This is a genomic window from Mangrovibacter yixingensis, assembly GCF_020523985.1.
Lineage (GTDB): Bacteria > Pseudomonadota > Gammaproteobacteria > Enterobacterales > Enterobacteriaceae > Mangrovibacter > Mangrovibacter yixingensis.
The window spans coordinates 1,857,445-1,882,562 of record NZ_JAIVKM010000001.1 but is presented as its reverse complement, the minus strand read 5'-3'; the positions used below and the strand labels follow the sequence as shown (position 1 = coordinate 1,882,562).

At 48.3% G+C, this 25,118-nt stretch carries 21 protein-coding genes and 2 tRNA genes; 12 read left to right on the top strand and 11 right to left on the bottom strand.

Annotated features, from left to right (window positions below):
- The first annotated feature begins 64 nt into the window (after positions 1–64).
- Complete coding sequence (locus LC084_RS08735) at positions 65–1,042, top strand: chemotaxis protein (RefSeq protein WP_226570769.1); 978 nt, start codon at positions 65–67, stop codon at positions 1,040–1,042.
- 198 nt (positions 1,043–1,240) lie between these two features.
- Here LC084_RS08735 and LC084_RS08730 read toward each other — a convergent pair whose 3' ends face one another.
- On the bottom strand, positions 1,241–2,026 hold the full coding sequence (locus LC084_RS08730) for an acetoin reductase (RefSeq protein ID WP_226570768.1): 786 nt from the start codon (positions 2,024–2,026) through the stop codon (positions 1,241–1,243).
- Between the two features lie 377 nt (positions 2,027–2,403).
- On the opposite strand from LC084_RS08730, the gene gss reads away from it, so the two are divergent.
- Positions 2,404–4,281, top strand: a complete 1,878-nt coding sequence (gene gss, locus LC084_RS08725; protein ID WP_226570767.1) for a bifunctional glutathionylspermidine amidase/synthase — start codon at positions 2,404–2,406, stop codon at positions 4,279–4,281.
- 238 nt (positions 4,282–4,519) lie between these two features.
- Here gss and LC084_RS08720 read toward each other — a convergent pair whose 3' ends face one another.
- From LC084_RS08720 to mtfA, 4 genes are all read right to left on the bottom strand, one after another.
- On the bottom strand, positions 4,520–5,551 hold the full coding sequence (locus LC084_RS08720; protein WP_226570766.1) for a methionine synthase: 1,032 nt from the start codon (positions 5,549–5,551) through the stop codon (positions 4,520–4,522).
- Between the two features lie 27 nt (positions 5,552–5,578).
- Positions 5,579–6,571: a DUF1852 domain-containing protein gene (locus tag LC084_RS08715; protein WP_226570765.1), complete on the bottom strand. Its 993-nt coding sequence runs from the start codon at positions 6,569–6,571 to the stop codon at positions 5,579–5,581.
- Between the two features lie 247 nt (positions 6,572–6,818).
- Positions 6,819–6,894, bottom strand: a tRNA-Asn gene (locus tag LC084_RS08710).
- A gap of 100 nt (positions 6,895–6,994) precedes the next feature.
- Positions 6,995–7,780, bottom strand: a complete 786-nt coding sequence (gene mtfA, locus LC084_RS08705; RefSeq protein ID WP_226570764.1) for a DgsA anti-repressor MtfA — start codon at positions 7,778–7,780, stop codon at positions 6,995–6,997.
- A 94-nt stretch (positions 7,781–7,874) separates the two neighbouring features.
- On the opposite strand from mtfA, the gene LC084_RS08700 reads away from it, so the two are divergent.
- A tRNA-Ser gene (locus tag LC084_RS08700) sits at positions 7,875–7,964 on the top strand.
- Positions 7,965–8,796: 832 nt separating this feature from the next.
- On the opposite strand, the gene LC084_RS08695 is transcribed toward LC084_RS08700, so the two are convergent.
- On the bottom strand, positions 8,797–9,255 hold the full coding sequence (locus tag LC084_RS08695; RefSeq protein WP_226570763.1) for an SgcJ/EcaC family oxidoreductase: 459 nt from the start codon (positions 9,253–9,255) through the stop codon (positions 8,797–8,799).
- A 677-nt stretch (positions 9,256–9,932) separates the two neighbouring features.
- Here LC084_RS08695 and drpB point away from each other — a divergent pair.
- The 5 genes from drpB to fdoI all read left to right on the top strand — a co-directional run bounded on the left by drpB (position 9,933) and on the right by fdoI (position 15,836).
- Complete coding sequence (drpB, locus tag LC084_RS08690) at positions 9,933–10,187, top strand: cell division protein DrpB (RefSeq protein WP_226570762.1); 255 nt, start codon at positions 9,933–9,935, stop codon at positions 10,185–10,187.
- 64 nt (positions 10,188–10,251) lie between these two features.
- A complete protein-coding gene (locus LC084_RS08685; protein ID WP_226570761.1) occupies positions 10,252–10,941 on the top strand; it encodes a phosphohydrolase in 690 nt (229 codons plus the stop codon).
- Between the two features lie 273 nt (positions 10,942–11,214).
- Positions 11,215–14,265 carry a formate dehydrogenase-N subunit alpha gene (fdnG, locus tag LC084_RS08680; protein ID WP_226570760.1) on the top strand — a complete coding sequence of 1,017 codons (3,051 nt, stop codon included), beginning with the start codon at positions 11,215–11,217 and terminating at the stop codon, positions 14,263–14,265.
- A gap of 15 nt (positions 14,266–14,280) precedes the next feature.
- The gene (gene fdxH, locus LC084_RS08675; RefSeq protein WP_226570759.1) at positions 14,281–15,204 is read left to right on the top strand and encodes a formate dehydrogenase subunit beta; all 924 of its coding nucleotides are present in this window, start codon (positions 14,281–14,283) and stop codon (positions 15,202–15,204) included.
- The gene (gene fdoI, locus LC084_RS08670; RefSeq protein WP_226570758.1) at positions 15,204–15,836 is read left to right on the top strand and encodes a formate dehydrogenase cytochrome b556 subunit; all 633 of its coding nucleotides are present in this window, start codon (positions 15,204–15,206) and stop codon (positions 15,834–15,836) included. The genes fdxH and fdoI overlap by 1 nt, the downstream gene beginning before the upstream one ends.
- A 227-nt stretch (positions 15,837–16,063) precedes the next feature.
- Here fdoI and dcm read toward each other — a convergent pair whose 3' ends face one another.
- A complete protein-coding gene (gene dcm / locus LC084_RS08665) occupies positions 16,064–17,446 on the bottom strand; it encodes a DNA (cytosine-5-)-methyltransferase (protein ID WP_226570757.1) in 1,383 nt (460 codons plus the stop codon).
- Positions 17,447–17,547: 101 nt separating this feature from the next.
- On the opposite strand from dcm, the gene LC084_RS08660 reads away from it, so the two are divergent.
- Positions 17,548–18,033: a very short patch repair endonuclease gene (locus tag LC084_RS08660; RefSeq protein ID WP_226570756.1), complete on the top strand. Its 486-nt coding sequence runs from the start codon at positions 17,548–17,550 to the stop codon at positions 18,031–18,033.
- Between the two features lie 10 nt (positions 18,034–18,043).
- Here the strand turns inward: LC084_RS08660 and yedA are convergent, their stop codons facing one another.
- Entirely contained in the window at positions 18,044–18,955 is a 912-nt protein-coding gene (gene yedA / locus LC084_RS08655; RefSeq protein WP_226570755.1) for a drug/metabolite exporter YedA, read from the bottom strand.
- A 238-nt stretch (positions 18,956–19,193) separates the two neighbouring features.
- Between yedA and LC084_RS08650 the strand changes: the two genes are divergently transcribed.
- The 3 genes from LC084_RS08650 (at position 19,194) to dgcQ (ending at position 22,426) form a co-directional block, all read left to right on the top strand.
- On the top strand, positions 19,194–20,099 hold the full coding sequence (locus LC084_RS08650) for a DUF808 family protein (protein WP_226570754.1): 906 nt from the start codon (positions 19,194–19,196) through the stop codon (positions 20,097–20,099).
- Positions 20,100–20,191: 92 nt separating this feature from the next.
- Positions 20,192–20,356 (top strand): YodC family protein, encoded by a 165-nt coding sequence (locus tag LC084_RS08645; protein ID WP_064594376.1) that lies wholly within the window; start codon positions 20,192–20,194, stop codon positions 20,354–20,356.
- A gap of 408 nt (positions 20,357–20,764) precedes the next feature.
- Positions 20,765–22,426, top strand: a complete 1,662-nt coding sequence (gene dgcQ, locus LC084_RS08640; protein ID WP_226570753.1) for a cellulose biosynthesis regulator diguanylate cyclase DgcQ — start codon at positions 20,765–20,767, stop codon at positions 22,424–22,426.
- Here the strand turns inward: dgcQ and LC084_RS08635 are convergent.
- The 3 genes from LC084_RS08635 to LC084_RS08625 form a co-directional block, all read right to left on the bottom strand.
- The gene (locus LC084_RS08635; RefSeq protein WP_226570752.1) at positions 22,423–23,643 is read right to left on the bottom strand and encodes a glycosyltransferase family protein; all 1,221 of its coding nucleotides are present in this window, start codon (positions 23,641–23,643) and stop codon (positions 22,423–22,425) included. The two genes, dgcQ and LC084_RS08635, sit on opposite strands and share 4 nt — an antisense overlap.
- Before the next feature lie 10 nt (positions 23,644–23,653).
- Positions 23,654–24,466: a mannosyl-3-phosphoglycerate phosphatase-related protein gene (locus LC084_RS08630; protein WP_226570751.1), complete on the bottom strand. Its 813-nt coding sequence runs from the start codon at positions 24,464–24,466 to the stop codon at positions 23,654–23,656.
- Between the two features lie 347 nt (positions 24,467–24,813).
- The gene (locus LC084_RS08625; RefSeq protein WP_226570750.1) at positions 24,814–25,029 is read right to left on the bottom strand and encodes a DUF2525 domain-containing protein; all 216 of its coding nucleotides are present in this window, start codon (positions 25,027–25,029) and stop codon (positions 24,814–24,816) included.
- Between the last annotated feature and the right edge of the window lie 89 nt (positions 25,030–25,118).

The following is a 25,118-nucleotide window of genomic DNA, read 5'->3' as shown; positions in this document are numbered from 1 at the left end:
CTTTGTCTCAATCACTCGTGTTGTTTTGTTATCTCACCCCAACACCGACCACACTGAGGAAAACATGGATAACTTTCAAAAAGAGATTGAGGAAAGAACAAACCTCACATTATCCAATAAGTTCGAGTTGTTGCTGTTTCGTCTGGGTGTGCCCGGCCCGGGAGAACCACCGGAACTGTTTGGCATAAACGTGTTTAAGTTGCGAGAAATTGTGCCCATGCCTGTGTTAACCAAAGCGGCCGGTATGCAGTCGCCAATGATGGGCATGGTGAATCTTCGTGGTCAGGTGATACCGGTTATTGATTTACCGGCAGTTGTTGGGTGTAAGCCTGAAACAGGGCTGAATATTTTGTTAATAACAGAATATGCCCGTAGTACCCAGGCGTTTGCGGTTGAAACAGTAGATGACATTGTGCGTCTTGACTGGAGCCAGGTACATGCTGCTGAAGCAGGTGTGAGCAATAGCTACATTACCAGTATTGCACGTCTCGATACCGACCCGGCAAGCAACCGTCTTTCTCTGGTGTTGGATGTAGAACAGATCCTGTGCGACATCATTCCAACGGCGCGTGAAGTGCATGAAGACACGATGGAAGCCAAGCGTTTCAACATCAAACCCGGTGCCGTGGCGATTGTTGCCGAAGATTCAAAAGTTGCGCGCTCGATGCTGGAACAGGCACTGAATGCTATGAGCATCCCGTTTGTTTCTAATGTAACCGGTCTTGAGGCCTGGAACTGTATTAAGAAAATAATGGATGATGCTCAGCGTGAAGGCGTGCCGGTTAGTGACAAAATTGGCCTGGTGCTGACTGACCTTGAAATGCCTGAAATGGATGGCTTTACTCTGACCCGTAATATCAAGCGGGAAGAGTCTCTGAAGCGTATTCCGGTGATTATCCACTCGTCATTGTCGGGTTCGGCAAACGAAGACCATGTGCGTAAAGTGGGTGCAGATGGTTATGTGGCGAAGTTTGAAATCAATGAGCTTAGCTCGGCTATTGAAGATGTACTGAATGGCTCTAAGTCTGCCAACTTGCGCTAATTCAATACGCAACGTGTCAGATTGATGAAAAAGAAGGAAAAAGCGTGGTTTTCCCTTCTTTTTAGTTAGCAGCCGAAAATCAATAAATTGATTTTCCTGGCTTTTATTGGGTAACACCCTCTTGCTCTGTGCGGACATGAGGTTTGTCATCAGACACACAGGCTGCTTCGGCAGCCTGTTTAGTCAGTTTATAACGGACTAGCGGTAAACGATGCCACCATCAGTAAGAATGGCCTGGCCGGTGATATAGTCTGAGTCATCACTGGAGAGGAAAGCAACCAGCGCAGCAACGTCATCCGGGGTCTGTGCACGGCCCAGCGCGATACCCTCAACATATTTCTTATAAGTCTCACCTACCGGGGCACCGGTAATTTCTGCAAAGCGTTTATCAATTTCAACCCACATGTCAGTACCCACGATGCCGGGGCAATAAGCATTCACGGTGATACCCGCGCTGGCATACTCTTTTGCTGCGGCCTGGGTGAGGGCACGCACTGCAAATTTGGTCGCTGAGTACATGCCCAGCATCGCAAAACCATCGTGCCCGGCAATGGAAGAAGCACTGATAATTTTCCCTTTCTTCCCTAACGCCTTAAATTTTGCTGCAGCAGCCTGAATACCCCATGTTACACCGCCAATATTAATATTGAGGATTTTCTCCAGGTCGCCAGGCATGATATCGGCAATGGGTTTTACCTGTGCAATACCTGCATTGTTAATCATTACATCCAGTGTGCCCAACTCTTGTACTGCATGGTCAACGGCGGCGTAAACATCTTCACGCTTACTGATATCTGCGCCAAATGTTGTGGCACGAACACCTTTGGCAGTGACTTCTTCAAGCACATGTGCCAGTTTTTCTTTTTGAAGATCAACCAGTGCGAGATTCACGCCTTCTTCTGCCAATCGCAATGCAATTCCACGGCCAATACCTTGTGCTGCACCTGTTACCAGTGCCACTTTACCATTGAGACCTTTAGACATATGTCTGCTCCTTTTGGGTTATGGAACCTGCAATGCCAATAACCATAGGTGATTGCTCAACGAGAGTTTCCCTAATTGTGCGTTTTTTTCGAATGGTTTCTCGATGAATGAAATAATTTTCCTTGGTGTGATATGTCCAATGAACTGAATTTAATCATATTTTGCTTATCATCTCAGATGGGAATTTCTGGGTCTTTTGAGACAAATTGATACAAATCAGTGTACTGGAACCGCAGTGCTGTAACCCCCGGCAGTAGCTTGGCAAAAAGATGCGCAGTGCTATGATAATGGCTTCTCCGTCTGGACAGCGCCTGAGCCGAAGAGCATGACGGAAGGGTAAAGGGAGTGACTCAGGCCGTATTATGTAAGGTCAGCACATGAGTAAAGGAACAACCGGGTGTGATGCGCCATTTGGCACATTGTTAGGGTACGCACCTGGCGGGGTTGCTATCTATTCCTCTAATTACAGCAGTTTGGATCCACAGAGTTTTCCTGATGACGCGGCATTTCGCAGTTATATTGGGAACGAATACATGGGGCATAAATGGCAATGTGTGGAGTTCGCACGGCGTTTTATGTTCCTGAACTACGGTGTGGTATTTACTGATGTCGGCATGGCGTATGAGATTTTCTCGTTGCGGTTTTTGCGCCAGGTAGTAAACGATAATTTGCTGCCTTTACAGGCTGTGGCAAATGGCGCTACCCGGCCTCCTGTCGCAGGTGCATTGCTTATTTGGCAAAAGGGCGGGGAATTCAAGCACACCGGCCATGTTGCAGTAATTACGCAGTTGCTGGGTAACAAAGTGCGTATCGCTGAACAAAATGTTATTCACTCCCCATTACCAGCAGGGCAGCAATGGACCAGAGAACTGGAGCTTGAAATTCATGGCGGCCATTACACCCTGAAAGATACCTTTGACGACACAACTATTCTGGGGTGGATGATTCAAAGCGACGATACCCAGGGCACGTTACCGCAACCTGAAATCCCTGCACAAAAGCTGGCTATTACTGGCGCAAGGCTCTCCGAACAGGGGCAATTTAATGGCCGCTGGCTTAATGATAAAGACCCAGTACAAGAAGCGTATATTGCTGCTAATGGCTACAGTATTAATCAGGATCCCTACCGTTATTTCACCATTAGCGAAGATGCAGAGCAGGAGTTAATCAAAGCAACCAATGAGCTGCATTTAATGTATTTGCACGCGACAGATAAAGTGCTGAAGGATGACAGCCTGCTGGAACTTTTTGATATTCCAAAAATTCTTTGGCCACGTTTGCGCCTGTCATGGCAACAACGCCGCCATCATATGGTCACTGGTCGGTTGGATTTTTGCATGGATGAGCGGGGTATCAAAGTTTATGAATACAACGCGGATTCTGCCTCCTGCCACACAGAAGGTGGGTTGATTCTTAGTGAATGGGCGAAAAAAGGTTACCCAGGTATGGGGTATAACCCATCAGAAGGGTTGCTTGAAGAGCTTGCCGGTGCCTGGAAACACAGTGATGCGCGTCCTTTTGTTCACATCATGTTGGATGACGACGTGGAAGAGAAATACCACGCGATGTTTATGCAACGCTCGTTGGAAAATGCCGGGTTTGAATGCAAGGTGGTTTGCGGGCTCTCTTCACTGAGCTGGAACAGCGCCGGGGAATTGATTGATGATGAAGGCAGGCTGGTTAACTGTGTCTGGAAAACCTGGGCGTGGGAAACGGCGCTGGAACAGGTCCGTGAAGTCAGTGAAACCGAATATGCCGCAGTTCCTATTCGCACAGGGCACCCACAAAATGAAGTCCGGTTAATTGATGTGTTGTTGCGCCCGGAAGTGATGGTATTTGAGCCGTTATGGACGGTGATTCCTGGTAACAAGGCGATTCTGCCGGTGCTGTGGTCGCTGTTTCCTCACCACCGCTATTTGCTGGATACGGATTTCCATGTCAACGATGAACTGGCAAAAACCGGTTATGCCGTGAAGCCAATATCTGGCCGTTGCGGCAGCAATATCGACCTTATCAGCGGACAAGATGAAGTGCTGGATAAAACACAGGGGAAATTCGTTGACCGCAAAAATATCTACCAGCAATTATGGTGCCTGCCAAAAGTCTCCGGGCGTTATTTGCAGGTGTGCACTTTCACCGTTGGTGGCAGCTATGGTGGTGCGTGTCTGCGCGGGGATGAAACGCTGGTGATTCAGAAGGAGAGTGACATCGAGCCACTGATTGTGACCCGCAACCGTGAAGATGACAGCCATTAAGCGTTAATGGGCTCCCGGTTCCTGAAAGCGTGAGTAATTAAAAAGCCTGCTTAGCGCAGGCTTCAGATTGATGAAAAAGAAGGAAAAAGCGTGGTTTTTCCTTCTTTTTAGTTAGCAGCCGAAAACCAATGAATTGATTTTCCTGTTTTTTTATTGGGTGACATCCTCTCGCCTGTGCGTACATGAGGTTTGTCATCAGGTTCAAGCCTGCTTAGCGCAGGCTTTTTTGTGGGCAAAATTATTTTGTGGCCAGTTCGCGGCGGATAATGTCAGCCCCGGCACTGAGTGCATTGAGCTTACCATTGGCAACTCGGCGGGAAAGGGGGGCCATACCGCAGTTGGTCGAAGGATAGAGCTTGTCGGCATCAACAAACTGAAGTGCGTTGCGTAATGTACTGGCGACTTCCTCTGGCGTCTCTATGGTGTTGGTTGCCACGTCTATAGCGCCCACCATTACCTTTTTCCCACGGATAAGTTCAAGCAGTTCCAGCGGAACGTGGGAGTTATGGCATTCCAGCGAAATAATATCGATATTTGATGCCTGCAGTTTCGGGAAAGTCTCTTCGTACTGGCGCCACTCTGAACCCAGCGTTTTTTTCCAGTCGGTATTGGCTTTGATGCCATAGCCGTAGCAAATATGCACTGCCGTTTCGCATTTAAGCCCTTCAATGGCTCTTTCCAGCGCGGCAATTCCCCAGTCATTCACCTCATCAAAGAAGACATTAAATGCCGGTTCATCAAACTGGATAATATCGACACCGGCTGCTTCTAATTCTTTAGCTTCCTGATTAAGAATTTTGGCAAATTCCCAGGCCAGTTTTTCACGGCTTTTATAGTGGTTATCATAGAGCGTATCGATCATGGTCATTGGGCCGGGCAGGGCCCATTTGATCGGCTGTTTGGTGAGCTGGCGTAAGAATTTGGCATCTTCAACAAATACCGGTTTTTGGCGCTCTACGGCACTCACAACAGTGGGTACGCTGGCATCATAGCGATTACGAATACGCACCGTTTCACGTTTTTCAAAATCAACACCACTCAGGTGCTCAATAAACGTGGTGACGAAGTGTTGGCGGGTTTGCTCGCCGTCGCTGACAATATCAATACCCGCACGAAGTTGATCATACAATGCCAAACTCAACGCATCCTGTTTACCCTCAATGAGTTCACCGTTTTGTAATTTCCACGGGGACCACAATGTCTCTGGTTGTGCAAGCCATGAGGGTTTAGGCAAACTGCCAGCCGTGGAAGTGGGTAGCAATTTTTTCATAATAGAAAACCTTTTATTTTTCGTTAATCAATTTGCGCTGTTAGCAATTGCATAGTTAGCAGACCATTGCGCAAGAATGTTTTCGTAGGGTTTAATGAAATACGTTTCAGTAAACTTACCCTGCTCAATCGCCAGTTGTGTGCGCTCTTCGCGGTCATAAACAATGGTAGTGAGTGAATGATCCTGGTTACTGAGGTTTGGCTGGTAGCATTGCCCGGCGGCCGAATTGGCGTTATAGATCTCTGGCCGGTAAATTTTCTGGAAGGTCTCCATAGTGCTGATGGTGCTGATAAGCTCCAGGTCAGTGTAATCACGTAGTAAGTCACCAGAAAAGTAAAATGCCAGCGGGGCAACGCTGTTGTTCGGCATAAAGTAACGCACTTGCAGCCCCATCTTTGCGAAGTATTTTTCGGTTAATGAGCTGGCGCTCGGCTGGTATTCAATACCCAGTACCGGGTGCTGATTTCCGGTGCGCTGGTAGCTGACCTGGCTGGACACACTGAGGCAAATTACAGGTGCTTTGTTGAAATTTTCTTTGTATTCATGTGAGTTAATAAAGTGCTTAAATATATTCCCGTGTAAATCACCAAAGTGTTCCGGAATAGTGAATTTTGCCTGGTTGTTATTATGATTTGGCAGCAACACACTAAAGTCATAATCCCGCACGTAAGAAGAGAAATTATTACCAACAATACCCGCGATGCGCTGCCCGGTTTTGTTATCGACAATCGTTGTTTGTAAAATTTCAATTGCCGGGAAAGTGGTGGTGGTGCCCGGAATGTTCATCTCAACGGAAATGATTTCCAGCTCAACTGCATAACAGTCGCTTTTGGGGTTATCCCAATGGGCCAGGTTATTGAAACGGTTGTTAATCATCACCAGCGTGTTACGCAAGTTCTGCTGGCGGTTGCTCCCACGAGCTAAATTTGCAAAATTGGTGGTAATACGCGTATTTTCTGACGGGTTATAATTTTCGTCGAAGTTGCTGCGCTTAACCGTATAGGTAAATTCATTATTCATTGCGGTCATCATGTTATCAAGAGGTTAATAACCACAGTTATGCCAGAGCGGTTGGATGAGCGAAAGAGAGTTAATTTCACTCCAACATGAACTATCTTCATGGTGAGGCAGGGCAAGGGGCGTGAAGGCATACTTGGCGCAGTTGTAGATGAAGTGTTGGCCAGTCTGCAAGCTATTTTTAACTGATGCGTAACATATACAACAGCAAAAAGCCCGCTTAAGTTTCCTTAAGCGGGCTTCTTAAATTTGGCTCCTCTGACTGGACTCGAACCAGTGACATACGGATTAACAGTCCGCCGTTCTACCGACTGAACTACAGAGGAATCGTGTGAACGGGGCGCATAATACTGAGCCTGAACTTATGTGTCAATACCCTGGTTAACTGACTGATTCATTTGGTGAATTAACGGGCGTTTCGGGTGTTTATTGCACGGAATAATGGGATCCATCACTCGTTTTAAGCCGTATTTGTGGGTCCTGGCGGTAAAAATGGCAAAAACGTTGCCAAAGTGATGGAAAACGGGTAGCAAACAAGTCTGGCGCACTGAAAAAATACTCAGTTAAAACAGCAAAACATTCAGCTGGGTCAGACGCTGCCCAGGCATCAATACTGGCGGCATTTTCTCCAACTAAGTCTATTTCTTCCTGAATTATTTCCATTGCTGCATTCAGATCATGCTCCCAGCCGGCGACGTCACGTAGCGCTATCATTGGCACACCGTTGGTTACACCATTATTCCGGCCATCCAGTTTGTGGGCCACTTCATGAAAAATAAGATTGAAGCCTGACGCATCAAAAGAATCCTGCACATCCAGCCAGTTAAGCACTACGGGCCCTTGCTGCCAACTTTGCCCGGATTGAACAATACGCTGGTGGTGAACCAGGCCAAAATCATCAATCCATTCATCATCGACAACAAAAGGGTCAGGGTAAATAAGCACTTCATGGAAACCATCAAGCCATTCAAAACCAAGCTCGAGTACCGGCAGGCAAAACAGCAAGGCGATTCGGGCAGAGTTTTCTTCGCTTAATTCCAGGCCTTGCAATGGAACCAGGCGTTTATGTTGCAAAAAACGGCTGGCAAGGCGTACCAGCTTTTGTTGTTCTTCAGGGTTCAGCGGCGCAAGAACAGGGATTGCCAGTGCACTTTTCCACATGGGGGAAAGTGCCTGCTGTGTGTCGCTGTCTTGCCATGGCCATTTAATCATCGTTATTTGCTCGCAATCTCGTCAGTTAAACGTAAAGCGGAGACCGGGACTGTTAAAATGCCAAAAACGGGTGCATCATGGCAACCGTTGATGCGGAGAGGTGCCGGAGCGGCTGAACGGGACGGTCTCGAAAACCGTTGAGGGGGTAACCCCTCCGAGGGTTCAAATCCCTCTCTCTCCGCCAGTATTCAAGCACTTACCCTATCTCTTTTCAGTGACAAACGTCCCGCTGAGACAATCCATTAAGAAAACAATCCACTGTATACACTGTGCTGCATCTTTGGCTGTAATATTTATGCTCAAGATTTTATTGTAGCCCGTTACGTGCCGGTGCTGAGGGTAAATGCTGTACCCACTGGAGCGCTTTTACAAGGGCTCGTTATCCCCTGATTTGTGGCAAATATCAATCGTTGCGTAGCAGGGATTCCTTGGGCTTTGATCTACTTCACACCTGGCGTTAAGTTGAACTCAATAGATTTTGTGCTGTGCAAACAGAATAAAAAAGAACACCATCTGCCAATATGGCTATTTGTGGGGGGTATATGGCTTATGAAACAGGGCTGTGGTATGAAATACAAATGAAAAAAATAAAGAATGATGATTGCCAGGGGGATTGCACAGAAGCCTATGTCAAGTTGCTTATAATGCTAAGTGCAATTTTTAATATAAATTAAGGTGCCATGTAAACAATGTATTTTAAATATCATAGAATAATTTTAATGTTTAATTTTGAATGGGTCGAAAACTCTCATTTTATTTTTTCCTGTTATGCTAAAACCCTATTTATGCCAGAATTCTTCCTGAGTAATATTTGGTTATTTAGGATGAAAATGTGAAAAAATAGTAATATCTCCAGCACTTTTGGCGTTTGTTTTTGCACCGTTAGCATAGGGTGACCATAACCCACCGCCTCGCCACTAACAGTCGGTGGGTGGTATCGGGCACACGATTACCGTGTGCCCGCACAAGTTCTCTTTAGTCCAACATGTGAGTTATAGCGGCTATAACACTATTTTTCAGGACTGTTTTTCCGGCATAGCGGAAGAGTGGTGTGAGGAGATCAGCCACTGGTTACCCACTCTGTCGTAGGTAAATGTATACCGTGCCTGAATTTTTGTATTATCGCTAAAGGTAAATGTATAAATACCGCTATCAATTGCTGTGTTGCAACCTAAACGAATAGTACGTTGGTTAATTTCGCCTACCGGCTTACTTTCTAAAAAGTGTTCGAAATAATCAACCCGCTGATCATTGGTGAGGCGTACTTGATTTGAAACGGTTGGCAGCAATACGGCGTCTTCAGCATACAGGGCTGCTACTTGCTGGGCATCTCCCGTTTGTAATGCCGCATTCCATGCGGTAAAGCGAGCTTCTATCTCTGTGGTGTCAGTGGCTACACAATCCATTTTTTCTGCGGCAACTGTACTCATTGAGGCGATTAAACCGAACAGGGCAATTCCAGTGCGTAATTTCATTTCTTATTCCTTTCTCCATTAATAATCAGGCAGGAGATTAAAGCTTAATGATTATTATACATACTGAGTTTACGAATATTTGAATATTCACCGCTGTGTTTTGTATTGTCAGTTTTTTTAGGGGCTGTTTACTGGGGCGAGTGGTAAGGTATTAGTTAAAAGAACGTAAAAATAAACAATCAGCCTGCCAGTATATGCACAGGCCCGCCAGGTGGCGTAATAACAGTCACCTTACTCATTCAAATTGTTGTGGCAATATTAACCCTGGCAGCAATGGGGCTACCTGTTGAGCTAATATACCTGCACTCAATTTAAATAGTCAGGAATATACAGTGGAATAAAAAGGCAATAACAGATTGATTATTTCATGAAAATGCTTATGTGAATAGTAGTTGGATAGCACAAAATGCAAAAATAATCTTTATCCCGCAAGATGTTAATTTTGCGGCATGAAATCACGCACAGCTTGTTACCAGTAAAGCAAAAACAATCATTAATCACGGGTTGCAGTATTTTATGGTTTAACAAGCACAACAAAAGCGACTCAAAATGCAGAAAAATCTGGTTTCCTGCGCCACGCAGAACGAAACAAGTCTCACTAAGCATAAAGTGTGATATAAATCACATTCGCCCCGATGGGCTGCTAACCAATGATTTGTTGTGAGAATCTGACTGTTATGGATAAGAAACCGCGCCGCGATCTGGGCGGCAAACTGGCGTTGCTCGCTTTCTGGCTTTTTTGTCTTTATGCACTGTGGGCTATCCTGCGCTATTTCTGGGTGGTGAGTGCGGTACAACCGATACCCGGAGATGTCCATGGCACATTTTCGGGAAAACTGCTCGATGCGCTGGCAGGGGGGATAGTATTGGGAGGAATTGCTTTAGTGCTTGGGGCTGTTGTTTGGTATACCCGGCCGGTGGATCATCGCTAGACTGTCACTGTGATGTCATTTTTTACTGACAATGTATCAGCACATGTACCGGGCAGGAGTATAAATGTTATTACAGAACTGGCAGTTACAATTTGAACAGTGGTTGTTGCAGCACGGCCCACAGGACGATGCAGCCCATGATTTATCTCACTTTCGCAGAGTTTGGGGTACAGCGCAGAAGATTTTGCGGCAACATACAGGCGATGAGTTGGTTGTGTTAACGGCATGTTATTTTCATGATGTGGTTAATTTGCCTAAAAACCACCCTGAACGCCACCTTGCCTCCAGGATGGCCGCCGAAAAAACGCGGCAAATTCTTGCCAGCTATTTTCCGGATTTCCCGGTGCAGAGCTATGATGCAGTCGCCCACGCGATAGCCGCACACAGTTTCAGCGCGGGGATTATGCCTGAAACAATAGAAGCCAAAATAGTACAGGATGCTGACCGCCTGGAATCCCTTGGTGCCATTGGTCTTGCCCGTGTATTCTATGTTTCCGGTGCGTTGGGGCGGCCATTATTCGATGCACAGGACCCAATGGCAGAGTCACGCGAGCTGGATGATTCGCGCTATGCATTAGACCATTTTCGCAAAAAGCTGCTTGCACTCCCCGCAAAAATGCAAACAGAAACAGGCCGTGACCTTGCGCGCCATAATGCTAACTTCCTGGTTGATTATATGGCAAAGTTGTATGCCGAATTAAAGGGTGAACTGCTCGTGGCTGATGAGCATATTCGCAAGCTTTATGCCTGTTAACATTCTCCTATCGGTTTTTCTCCCATCAATTTTCTCCCATTAACTTTTCTTGCATTAACTTTTCTTCCATTAACAACGGCCAGACCAATACCGGCATAACTGCTGGCCGTGCTTTCAATCTTTTGTTACGGCTATAAATGATTGGTTAATTTCCCACCAATACTGGTAACAGTAGCAATTTATTTTGCGGAAATTGATTACAATCAATTTACAATTTTTGCTGCCTGATACCGTATACCCACTTTAATCAATAAAAATAATGTGGGCATAAGGATGCAGGTCAATCGCAGAGGATTTTTTAAAGTCTGTGCAGGGGGAATGGCTGGCACCACCCTTGCTGCACTAGGATTCACACCCGTAACAGCACATGCCAGCACTCGTGAATATAAACTTATTCGCGCCAAAGAAACCCGCAATAACTGCACTTACTGCTCAGTAGGCTGCGGTATGCTGATTTACAGTCTGGGTGATGGCGCGAAAAATGCCACTTCTTCAATATTCCATGTAGAGGGAGACCCGGACCATCCAGTCAGCCGTGGGTCTTTATGCCCGAAAGGTGCCGGGGTGGTGGATTATATTCATAGCGAACAACGGCTTAAATACCCGGAATACCGTGCACCTGGCAGTGATACCTGGCAACGTATTAGCTGGGAAGACGCCATTGAGCGTATTGCCCGCCTGATGAAAGCAGACCGCGATGCGAACTTCCAGGTCACGAATAGTGCAGGAGTAACAGTCAACCGCTGGCTGACTACCGCAATGTTTTGTTCTTCTGCCGCCAGTAATGAAACCGGGGTTCTGGACCAGAAATTCTCGCGGGCATTGGGCATGTTGGCTGTGGAAAACCAGGCGCGTTTGTGCCACGGGCCTACAGTGGCAGCACTGGCACCCAGCTTTGGCCGCGGTGCTATGACCAATAACTGGAACGACATTAAAAACGCCAATGTAGTGTTGGTAATGGGTGGCAACCCGGCTGAAGCGCACCCGGTAGGTTTTAAATGGGTGGTGGAGGCGAAAAACCATAATAAGGCTACTGTGCTGGTGGTAGACCCGCGCTTTAACCGCACTGCATCGGTTGCCGACCGTTACGCACCTATTCGCGCAGGTTCGGATGCCGCATTCTTGCTGGGGGTGATTAATTATTTGCTCAGCCATAATGCAATCCAGCATGAGTATGTAAAAGCCTTTACCAATGCGGCATTGCTGGTGCGCGACGATTACGCATTTAACGATGGCCTGTTCAGTGGTTTCGACGAAAAACACCACAAATACGATAAAACCAGTTGGGCTTACGCGCTGGATGCCGACGGGATGGCGCAACGTGATGACTCGCTGCAAAATCCGCGTTGTGTCATTAACCTGCTCAAGCAGCATGTTGCGCGTTACACGCCTGAAATGGTTGAAAACCTGTGTGGTACTTCACAGGCGGATTTCCTGCATGTTTGCGAACAACTGGCTACCACCGCTGTACCAAACAGAACGGCAACCATTCTTTATGCACTGGGTTGGACTCACCATACCAATGGCGCACAGATTATCCGTGCTTCGGCAATGATTCAGTTATTGCTGGGGAATATCGGTATGCCTGGTGGTGGTATTAATGCATTGCGTGGCCATTCTAATGTACAGGGTTTTACAGACCTCGGCCTGCTCTCCCAAAGCCTGCCCGGTTATCTGAAATTGCCATCAGAAAAACAGCGCACGCTGGAACAGTACCTTGGGGAAAACACACCGCACGCACTCTTGCCAGGCCAGGTCAATTACTGGGGCAATACACCGAAATTTTTCGTCAGCTTTATGAAAGCCATGTTTGGTGATGCCGCTCAGGTAGGGAACCAATGGGGATACGACTGGCTGCCGAAGTGGGATAAAAGCTACGACTGCCTTACCCAGGCAGAAATGATGACAGAAGGGAAATTCACTGGCTGCCTGGTGCAGGGCTTTAACCCGCTGGCAGCATTCCCGGATAAAAATAAAGCGCAACGGGCATTTTCAAAACTGAAATATATGGTGGTGATTGACCCATTAAGCACTGAAACCGCCAGCTTCTGGCAAAACCAGGGCGAAATGAATGCGGTTGATTCTGCTGCTATTCAGACAGAAGTCTTCCGCCTGCCTTCTTCCTGCTTTGCGGAAGAAAATGGTTCTATCGCCAACTCATCACGCTGGCTACAGTGGCACTGGGCCGCAGCACAGCCACCGGGCGAGGCCTGGAACGATGGTAAAATTCTCGGGCACTTGTTTATGCGCCTGCGTGAGTTGTACCAGCACGAAGGCGGCGTTGCACCAGAACCACTCCTGAACACGCGTTGGGTATACAACGACCCACACGACCCGATGCCTGAAGAAGTCGCGCGTGAAGCCAGTGGTTATGCCGTGCAGGATGTTCAGGATGTCGCTACCCAAACCAGCCTGAAAAAGGGTGAACAACTAGCCAGTTTTGCTCAACTGCGAGACGATGGTTCAACAGCCAGTTTCTGCTGGATCTACTGTGGTAGCTGGACTCAGGCAGGCAACCAAATGGCACGGCGTGATAATGCCGACCCATCGGGTCTTGGCGCCATATCGGGGTGGGCCTGGGCCTGGCCGGTTAACCGCCGCATTCTGTATAACCGCGCATCGGCTGATGCACAGGGTAAAGCCTGGGACCCGAAACGCGCGCTCATTGAGTGGAATGGCACGAAGTGGGCAGGTTTGGATGTGCCGGATTACCCGGTGACGGCTGCGCCGGAGAAAAATGTCGGGCCATTTATCATGATGCAGGATGGCATGGGGCATTTATTCGGGCTGGATAAACTCGCCGATGGGCCATTCCCGGAACATTACGAGCCCACTGAATCACCTATAGGCACTAACCCGCTTCATCCGGCAGTAACCTGGAACCCGGTGGCGCGCCTTTATGCCAGCGATAAAGCCATGATGGGTACGGCCCATGATTTTCCGTATGTCGCCACCAGTTACTCCATTACCGAGCTGTTCCGTCACTGGACCAAGCATGCATTGCTTAACGCGATTGTTCAGCCGGAGCAGTTTGTGGAAATTGGCAGTGAACTGGCAAAAGAGAAAGGCATTGTTGCGGGCGATGAAGTGAAAGTGAGTTCGAAACGTGGCTATATCAAAGCCAAAGCGGTGGTCACTCAACGTATTCCGCGCCTGAAAATTGATGGCAAAACAGTTGATACCATTGGCGTGCCTTGCCACTGGGGTTTCGAAGGCACCACCCGTAAAGGTTTTCTGGCAAACACCCTGACACCCAGCATTGGGGATGCCAATTCACAAACGCCGGAATATAAGGCGTTTCTCGTGAATGTGGAAAAGGTGTAAGGGGGATAATAAACAATGTCATATCAATCTCAGGATATTTTACGCCGCTCGGCAACCAATGGTTTGACGCCCGCGCCACAGGCCCGGGACCACAAACAGGAAGTGGCGAAGTTAATTGATGTCACCAGCTGTATTGGCTGTAAGGCCTGCCAGGTGGCATGTTCCGAATGGAACGACATTCGCGACGAAGTGGGGCACAACCATGGGGTGTACGACAACCCGATGGATCTCAGCGCCAAATCATGGACCGTGATGCGTTTTTCCGAAGTGGTGGAAGATGGCCGCTTGCAATGGCTGATTCGCAAAGATGGCTGCATGCACTGTAGTGACCCTGGTTGTCTGAAAGCCTGCCCGTCTGAAGGGGCCATTATTCAGTATGTGAACGGTATTGTGGATTTTCAGTCTGAACACTGCATCGGTTGTGGTTACTGCATTGCCGGGTGCCCGTTCAATGTGCCGCGCATCAACAAAGAAGATAACCGTGCGTATAAATGCACACTCTGTGTGGATCGCGTCACGGTGGGCCAGGAGCCAGCATGTGTAAAAACCTGCCCAACTGGGGCGATTCACTTTGGCAGTAAAGAAGAGATGCAGGTGCTGGCGCAGGAACGTGTAGAAGAGCTGAATACCCGTGGTTTCAAAAATGCCGGGCTGTATGACCCGCAGGGCGTTGGCGGTACCCATGTTATGTACGTGCTGCATCATGCCGACCGCCCAGGGCTTTACCATGGTTTGCCAGAAAACCCCGCAATTAGTGAGACGGTGAAATTCTGGAAAGGCATTTGGAAACCACTGGCAGCTATCGGCTTTGCCGCCACTTTCGCCGCCAGCGTGTTCCATTATGTGGGGGTTGGGCCAAACCGAGCTGAACCGGAAGATGAAGGCGAAACCCACGGGAAAGAACACAAAGGACAAAAAGAAAAGGAAGGGGCTGAATAATGAAGAAAGAAGACAAGATTATTCGCTATACGGCACCGGAACGTATTAACCACTGGATTACAGCGTTCTGCTTTTTGTTTGTCGCCATCAGTGGCCTGGGGTTCTTTTTCCCGTCGTTTAACTGGCTGATGAATATTTTTGGCACACCGCAACTGGCACGCATTCTTCACCCCTTTGCCGGGGTGTTGATGTTCTGTTCATTTATCCTGATGTTTTTCCGTTACTGGCACCACAACCTGGTGACACGGGATGATATTTTATGGGCCAAAAACATCCATAAGATTGCTCAGAACCAGGAAGTGGGCGATACAGGGCGTTATAACTTCGGGCAGAAATGCGTGTTTTGGGGAGCAATCTTACTGCTGCTTCTGCTGTTGGTCAGTGGTGTGATTATCTGGCGGCCGTGGTTTGCGCCGTATTTCCCGATTCCAGTGATTCGCCTGGCGTTGCTGGCACACTCATTTGCAGCGGTTGCCCTGATTGTGGTTATCATGGTGCATATCTACGCAGCGTTGTGGGTCAAAGGGACGATTACGGCAATGGTGGAAGGCTGGGTGACAAAGACCTGGGCTAAGAAACATCACCCGCGCTGGTACCGTGAACTGCAGGAAAAACGTTCACAGAACCCATAACTAAACGCGATTATTTGGGGAAAACCCCTTAATAAAAATGCCCGGTTTACCCGGGCTTTCAGATTGATGAAAAAGAAGGAAAAAACGTGGTTTTTCCTTCTTTTTAGTTAGCAGCCGAAAATCAATGAATTGATTTTCCTGGTTTTTTATAGGGTGACATTCTCTCGTTCTGTGCGGACATGAGGTTTGTCATCAGGCTCAAAAAGCCCGGTTTACCCGGGCTTTTTTTATGGTTTGCGTGTGAGTTCAACGGCTTTATCAATGCGGGGGGCCAGTAATTTGGCAACTGCCGCAAATACCGGGACCACAACAGAATTGCCAAACTGGCGCCAGGACTGCGTATCGGAAACCGGAATACGGAAGCGGGCTTCACCGGGCTGTTCAAAACCCATCAGCCGGGCACATTCACGAGGTGTCAGTTTACGGGGGCGATTTGCCTGGTTGTTTTTATCCCCAAAATCCTGCTCACCTAACTCGCTGTTCCAGCCACGGTCTACCAGAATTTCGGAACCATCTTTGTAATAACGTGCTGAGAGTGTTCGGGCCACGGCATGAGGATTATGCGGGTTAACCAGACCATACCCAAATCCATTGCCTTTTTCCCGGTGTTTACGCGCGTAGTTGTAAAGGTACTTCCACAGAATTTCGCTGAGGATATATTTCGGGTTAACGTCGTTGTCCAGTAGTTCACTAAACGCCGGGCGCTTGTCAGGGTAGAACTGGGCGATGTCGCGCAAGGTAAAATTATCAGAGAGAGCAAGGTCACGGCGAAAACCCACCAGAACAATACGCTCACGGTGCTGCGGTAAGAAATGCTTTCCGTCGATTATCTTTGGGTCTGCGGCGCCGTTGTCGCTGCTGTCTGCTACATCGTAACCCAGCTCATCAAGCGTGTTCTGGATAACCCGGAATGTCTTGCCTTTATCATGGCTCTTCAGGTTTTTAACATTCTCCAGCACAAAAATGGCCGGGCGCTTCACCGCAATAATACGGGCAACATCGAAAAACAATGTACCCTGGGTTTCACATTCAAACCCGTGGGCGCGCCCAAGCGCATTTTTCTTGCTGACACCAGCCAGGCTGAAAGGCTGGCAAGGGAAACCGGCCAACAAGACATGGTGGTCGGGAATGTTGTCATCGATATTCTTCCAGGCAGCCTGTTGGCTGACTTCTGGCTGGTTACTCAGCGTGATATCGCGAATATCGTGGTTAAATTTGTGTTCAGGGCTACAGTACCAGTTTGCTTTATAGGTTTTTACCGCATGTTTGTTCCATTCGCTGGTAAAAACACACTCCCCACCAATGGCTTCAAACCCACTACGAATACCGCCAATACCGGCAAACAAGTCAATAAAGCGAAAACGATCTTTCGGTGCTTGCGGGGGAGAAGGGAGCATGGTGGCTAACCTGATTATTTCAGCTTCGGTTAATGCCTGGCCATTTTGCTGGCGAGCCTGCTGTAGCTTGGGGCGGTTCCAGCGGTTTGGGCTGACTTCATTCAGCGCCGCAAGAACGGTTTTGGTATCATAAACAGCCAGCACGTGCTGCAGGCAGTCTGCATCTGTGCCAGTTAATGCTGTTGGCGTAATCAGTGAATCTGTCGCGTCCATGGTGCAATCTTATCCGCAGAAAGTGCGCGCAGATTACCACACATGGTGCTGTTCGCCTATTGGCAGCGTGTTGCACATCTTTTGACGCAAAGGGAAAACCTATGGCAGATGTTCACAGCAAAGCGGTACGGCGCAAAAATATGCAGGCAATTCACACCCGTGATACCGCAATAGAGCAGCGCCTTGCCGGGCTACTTGAAAGCCTGGGTTTTGATTACCGGGTGCAGGATAAAACATTGCCAGGCTGCCCGGATTTTGTTGTTGATGCACAACAGTGCGTGGTGTTTACCCATGGTTGCTTCTGGCATCGCCATCATTGCCATTTGTTTAAAGTCCCGGCAACGCGTACTCAATTCTGGCTCGACAAGCTGGGTAAAAATGCACAGCGGGATGTGCGTGACAGCCAACAATTAATTGCCGATGGTTGGCGAGTATTGTGGGTGTGGGAATGCGCACTGCGTGGAAAAGAAAAGCTCAATGACGAACAGTTGTCTACACGTCTGGAAGAGTGGATTTTCAGTGGTGGAAAACTCGCAGAAATTGATTCACAAGGCATTCATGATCGGTCAGACAGGGTGACTGCCTGACCAGCAGAATCTACTTTTGTGCGGGGCAGGGAGCGACGGTGGGTTTCACTGGAAACAATGTTTTGCCCAACGTCACTAACACCACAGCGAAAATGATAATCCCCAGGGCAAGCCACTCTTTGCCAGAGAGCGTTTCCCCGGCAAATCCTGTACCCAGCAATACAGCTACCACGGGGTTAACGTACGCATAACTGGTTGCGATGGCGGGGCTGACACTGCGAATCAGGTACATATAGGCGTTAATGGCAATAATAGAGCCGAAAAGCGCCAGATAAGCGACCGCGAAAAAACCAGAAGCAGAGGGTACTGCCGTAAGGTGTTCACCACTGAGTGCTGAGGCAAACAGCAAAATGATACCGGCTGCCAGCATTTCAATCGCTCCCGCCATCATTCCTTGTGGCAGTGTAATGCGCGAACCATATACCGAACCAAATGCCCAGCTTAAGGAGCCAACCAGGATCATTAGCGCACCCCAAGGGTTGCCATTCAGGTTACCGCCACTGTTGAGTAGCACTATTCCTGCCAGGCCGAATGCAATACCCATCCACTCTATTTTCCGCGTTTTGATACCGAACAGGCGGCTAAAGCAAAGTGTGAATAATGGCACTGTAGCGACCATTACCGCAGCAATACCAGAAGGCACATTTTGGTGTTCGGCAACGGTAACCAGGCCATTACCTACAGCTAATAGCAGAAAGCCCAGTAACACGGCATTTAAAATTTGGCGCACAGGTGGCAGACGTTGCCCGCGGATTAATAAAAAAACTAACAGCAGAACTCCGGCACTCAAAAAGCGGGTGCCTGCCATCATGAGCGGCGGCCAGCTTTCCACCCCAATGCGGATAACAAAATACGTTGAACCCCAGATGATATACAGCGCAAACAGCGCACCGATTAACGGCAACAGATTGCCAAGACGCATATTCCCTCGCAAAACTGACAAATAATAAGGACCCTGATAGTTAACCGGAAAAGTATCTGTCTGGCGAGTGATTTACTTGTGTCATTGGTGTTATTTTTGTGTTGACATATACCCAGCTTCAGCCAGTAACTGGGCTGAAATGGCAATAAGTTAAATTATTCGCATCTGGGGCTGACGCCAGGCGTTATTGAGCCGCCAGAGAAGATATAACCATAATTAATGATGAGGGCAGGTACCTGTGGCAGGAAGTAGTTTATTAACTTTACTGGATGATATTGCAACATTACTGGACGATATTTCTGTTATGGGAAAACTTGCCGCGAAGAAAACGGCAGGGGTATTGGGTGATGATTTATCGCTGAATGCACAACAAGTCACCGGTGTGAGGGCCAATAGAGAATTGCCTGTTGTGTGGCAGGTCGCAAAAGGGTCTCTGGTTAATAAGGTGATATTGGTTCCCCTGGCATTGCTTATCAGTGCTTTTATTCCCTGGGCTATTACACCGTTATTAATGCTGGGCGGGGCATTTTTGTGTTTCGAAGGCATGGAAAAAGTGCTGCATAGCCTGGCATCACGCCATGAAAATTCAGATGAACAGCGCGAAGCAAGGCTTTCGCAACTGGCTAATCAGGACCCAATGCAATATGAACGCACGAAAGTGAAAGGGGCTATCCGTACCGACTTTATCCTTTCGGCAGAAATTGTTGCATTGACACTGGGGATTGTGTCCAGTGCTCCCTTGCTTAACCAAATAATGATTCTGGCCGGTATAGCACTCTTAGTTACAGTCGGGGTATACGGCATAGTTGGTGTCATCGTAAAACTTGACGATATGGGCTGGTGGCTGGAAAAACGGCCTTCAGTGCTGGCTCAGGTTCTGGGAAAAGGGTTGTTGGTACTGGCCCCCTGGTTAATGAAGGTATTGTCCGTGGTGGGTACGCTTGCCATGTTTTTAGTAGGCGGCGGGATTCTGGTACATGGTGTGCCCTGGTTACACCATCACATTGAAGCGATTTCAGCATTGTCTGAAAAGTTACCCGCCTGGTTGATAACACCGCTGGCGACTCTGGTCGTAGGAATGCTGCTTGGCACAATGGTTGTCGGGGTGGTTAATCTGGTCAAACGGTTTAAAACACGCAAATAGCATAGAAAAAATTGCGCATTTTTTGTGCGCAAACTGACAAGACTCTTGCTATACATTATCTGTTGGTATTCACCCTGATAATGGAGGCAAAGATGGTCTTTTTCGTCAGTGATGAAGTGCGGCGTAAATCAGGCGGACCCCGGATGATTGTGACGGGTTATGCCAGTGGCATGGTTGAGTGCCGTTGGTACGATGGTTTTTGCGTACAACGTGAAGCCTTCCATGAGGATGAACTTATTGCCGGTGGAATGGATTAGCGGGTAGTAAGCCCCCCGTTTTATTCAGTGCAACGAAATCCGGATAATCAGCACACCTTTGACGTGTGCTGATTATCCAGGATTAGTCTATGGCGTATTTACCGAAAAGAGAGCGGGTTCTATTATACGCTCAATTCTTCTCCGGTTTTACGCCATTATTTTTTCTGTGCGCCGTGAATCCGGTGATTCTTTCCATACCCAACATTTTCAATTGTTATGCATATCAGCGCGCTATGCAGTTGCTGTTTGCCGCTTTGGCGCAAAACAGCTATTGCCGGAAATCGGTATCACCACGATAGCCGCAGTTGTTGCCGCAAGTTGACGCATGAAGGGACATCCATGCAGCTGTGTTCGCCAGTTGCATTGTTTTCTCGTCGGTACGAGAGCGGATGGAGCCAGTGAGGCCGCATGTTGTTTAAGCTAACCAATACAAAAAATCCCAAAAAACTCGTTACGCTATGTTTTGCTCTGGTGTTTTTGGGCGCGTCACTTCTGGTCTGGCGTGAAGGCGCAATGCTGGAACAGGCATATATTAGTGATCAGCGAAATACCCTGGACAGCATTGCTACTTCGCTGGATAAACAGCTGCAGCATAGTGTAGATATTTTGTTCTTTTACCAGCAGGCCATGGAATTTGCGCTGGATACACCATTTATTACTAATGATACGCACCCAAGCCTTAAGGCGTTTAATCGTGAACGCCATAAGCCATGGTGGTCTATTAGCTACGACCAGCGGCGGACAATACCCGTGTTTGGTGTATCAGAAGAATTTGTTGAACAACATGATGATTTATTAATACGCAATAACAGTGAACTGGAGCGGGAACTGAGTGCTGCGCTGGAACTCAGTTATTTGCTGCCGTTATCACGTTATGCCAGCACACTGCAGTTCCGTACCTGGTATATTTCCCGCGCGGGAATGTTTGTGTCCAGTGAGGGGCACAAGCTGGATAAGTCGGTGCAGACCACTTACCAGCGCATGTTGTCCCGGCCGTTTTTTGCTCAACACGCGTTCACAAACAACCCCGATCGTACAGTGTGCTGGAGCTATTATCAGGATAAGATAAACCCGGAAAATCAGGTGGTAACGGCCAGTGTCCCACTGGATTACGAAGGCCACTGGTACGGGGTGATTGGGATGGACTTCACGCTGGATGTGTTGCATGGCTACCTTAAAGGCATTGCTGAACAACATTCAACGGATGATGGTGCAGTTTACCTGCTGGACAATAAGCTCACAGCACTGACATCAAGCATGGGCCGCCACGGTGAACATTTGGTGATGAGCCCGATTGACCAGGCTCGCCTGGCTCAGAATATGAGCAACAATAGTGTTGGTTCATTGCGTATGCAAAGCCGTTTTATTACCTGGGCTAAGCTGGACAGTTTTGATGGCGTATTAATTCGCGAGCATAACCTTTATCAGGGGCTGCGTGGTGATTTTGGCCATATTACCCTGTTACTGGTTTTTGTTTGGGTTATGTTCACCGCATTACTGATTGGCACCTGGTATTTTATTCGCCGGTTAGTGACCAATATGTCAGTAATGCAAAACACACTTTCCTGGCGTGCCAACTATGACACCATGACGCGCCTGTTTAACCGTGGTGCATTTATCGAACAGGCACAACAGTTGTCAGCCAGTTGCCGGGCTCACTCCGAACCTTATTCAGTGATTCAGTTAGATCTCGACCACTTCAAAAACATCAATGATACCTGGGGGCATCAGGCCGGGGATAAAGTGCTGAAACATGCGGCTGGTGTTATCAGTAATACCGTGCGTGGCCAGGATATTGCCGGGCGAGTGGGGGGCGAAGAGTTTTGTATTGTTATGCCAGGGGCCAGCCTTGCAGATGCCGCCCAGGTGGCAGAGCGTATCCGCCAGAAACTCGCCAGCAAGCCGGTGGTTTATAGTGCTGAGGTGGTGATTAATATAAGTGCATCTTTGGGGGTAAGCAGCTCAACTGAAAAAGGTGATTATGATTTTGAGCATCTGCAGTCCGTTGCAGACCACCGGTTATACACCGCCAAAGAAGGCGGGCGTAACCGGATTTGTTGTGCGGATTAAACCTCGCCTTTGTTGTCCAGTTCAACGGCATCGTATAAGCGCGGCAGTAAGTCAGGGAAGGCGGACTGAATACGGCTCCAACTGGGAATAAATGGTTTATCGTTGGGCCGTTCAACAAATGCCTGTCCTGCTTCCAGAATGACCTGGGTAAACATTTCAACTGCGGCTTCTTCGTTGTGCAGGTCAAATGACAATCCGTTCATTACGGCATCATGGCGGTACATCTCAATGACATCCAGAGCATTGCGGTAATAGGTTGCTTTAAGCACCCGAAATGAATCCGCGGTAACTTGTGCGCCCTGAGTTGCCAGTTTGCGCAGTAATGACTGCACGATGTCATTACACATGCGCCGTAAACCGCCATTACCATCTTCACCGGTCAGGTTTTGGTGTTTATGGTCATAGTTATCGGCAATTTCGACCTGGCAGGTTTGGCGGGTCGCGTAATTGCGGTAAATCTCAGACAGCACACCAATTTCAAGCCCCCAGTCGCCGGGGATTTTTATCCCCTTGAGAACATGGGTGCGCATGGCAAATTCACCAGACAGCGGATACCGGAAGCTGTTCAGGTATTCCAGGTAATCGCTGTTACCATACACCATCCGTAATGAGCGCAGTAATGGGCCTACCAGCAGGCGTCCCACCCGGCCATTAAGTTTGTTATTGGCAACCCGGGCATAAAACCCTTTGCTGAAAACATAATCAAAAGAAGGGTTGGCTACCGGGTAAAATAACCGGGCCAGCATGCCTTTATCCCAGGTGAGAATGTCGCAGTCGTGCAGTGCAACACACTGGGTTTTATCTGAAGCCAGCGTATAGCCGGTGCAGAACCAGACATTGCGTCCTTTCCCCATTGCGCCCGGAGCCAAACCCTCTTTTTCCAGCTCTGCATCCAGTGCTTTCAGGCGTGGTCCGTCATTCCATAAAATTCGGTGATGCTGGGGCAACTGAGAGAAAAATTCGCGGGCATACAGAAACTGTTCCCGGTTGGCATTATCAAGGCCAATAACGATTTCCTCCAGCCAGTCTACGCTTGCCAGTTGGGTAATAATGTTTTTTAACGCGGGCCCTTCCAGTTCGGAGAAAAGGGACGGGAGTATCAACCCCATTTTATGTTTACGGGAAAAACCGCGCAGTGCGGTTTCCAGAGATTCAGTAGGTCTGTTAACCAGATTATGAAAATTCGTGATGACACCATTTTGATGAAAGTCGGTCATTATTTCCTCCTCAATCGGAAATTGAAATAAAGTGATCCAGGCCTTCTCGCCAGCCCTGTGGGCCGTAGTGCGTGGTACGCAAAATGCGGTCAGGTTGTTGTTGTTCTTGTCTTGGGCGAAGGTTGCCCGTGCCATGGCTGTTAATGACCACGGCGTAGTCCATTTCATTGAGCAGGCTGACGTCATTCGGTGCGTCACCCAGCCCTAAAACCTGGCGGCGGAAACCGTCCTGTTGCTGGTAAAACGTAATAATGGCTCTTGCTCCTCGTCCTTTTCCTGCCTGAATATCGGCAACGTGCCAGAAGCGCCCCCCTTGAGTCAGCCCCAGGCCTGCCTGGTTAAGTGCTGCGCGGAATGTGTCAAGGCGTTCTGGTGAGTCTTCCCATATCAACGGTTCAGATGCAGTACGCTGCATGGCAAGCTCTGCCTGCTCAAGGCTTAACCCTGTCCATGAACATACCTGCCGGGCATCTACGTTGAGAAAACCGGTAAAGCGGAAATCGCGGCGCAACGTGTGAAGCACATCGCCAATTTGTGCCCGAGTAATCCCGCTTTGGGTAAGTGGTTGTGGTGCGCTATCTGGCCCGGCATACTGAATTGCCGCGCCATTTTCCGCTATAAATGGGAGCCCTGTTAACCCAAGCGTTGTTTGCCACTGGGTAATTTCTACCGGGGTTTTACTGCTGCACAATATAACCGGTACATCATGTTGCTTTAGCCGTGCCAGCCAGTCTGCCGCAGGTTGCCAGTCATAAGTATGGTGATCGAGGAGAGTGCCATCGAGATCACTAAAAATCAGCAATGGCTGATGAATATGCGGCATGTTGCCCTCCTTTCCTTATCGCCAACTACAGCGTCGTTAAAAGCATGCTGTATTACGGTTACAGAATTGGGACAGCGTATGTCGCCAGGTAATTCCCAAGAATACGCTGAATTTTATAATCTCAGACAGTCGTTTTTCTTATGGATGCAGTGAGTTTGTTACTGGATTGTGATGATTTCACTTTGTTTGGTGAGATAGTCAGAATATATGCTTGTTTTAAGATAAATCTGTAGTTATGTTTTCTTTCGGCGCCGGATCTTTCTGGTGTAACGAATTTTTGATGCTACTTGCGCAGGCAAGTGTTCGCCCCGGCCACAGAGTAATATCGGTAACCGGGGCGCTTTATTTTAACGGTTGATTTCGGCTACGCTGAAATCACGAATATCCAGTTCAAATGCATCAGCAAGCTCAGGCCAGGTATGAAAGTTGCGCCCGTCAACACTCACACGCTGCGGGTGTTCCGCGTTGTCAGTACGACGAACTTCACTTTCGCTAATCTCATTAATGGCTGCCAGTAAGGCATCCACATCGACAGCGTTACTGCCAGTATTATGGGAAGTCATTTCTGTTACCCCTCTGAACGCCAATTAGCCGTTTAAAGTATAGACGTATTTTTTGTGGTTACCTGGCCTGATAAATTCATCTAAACTAA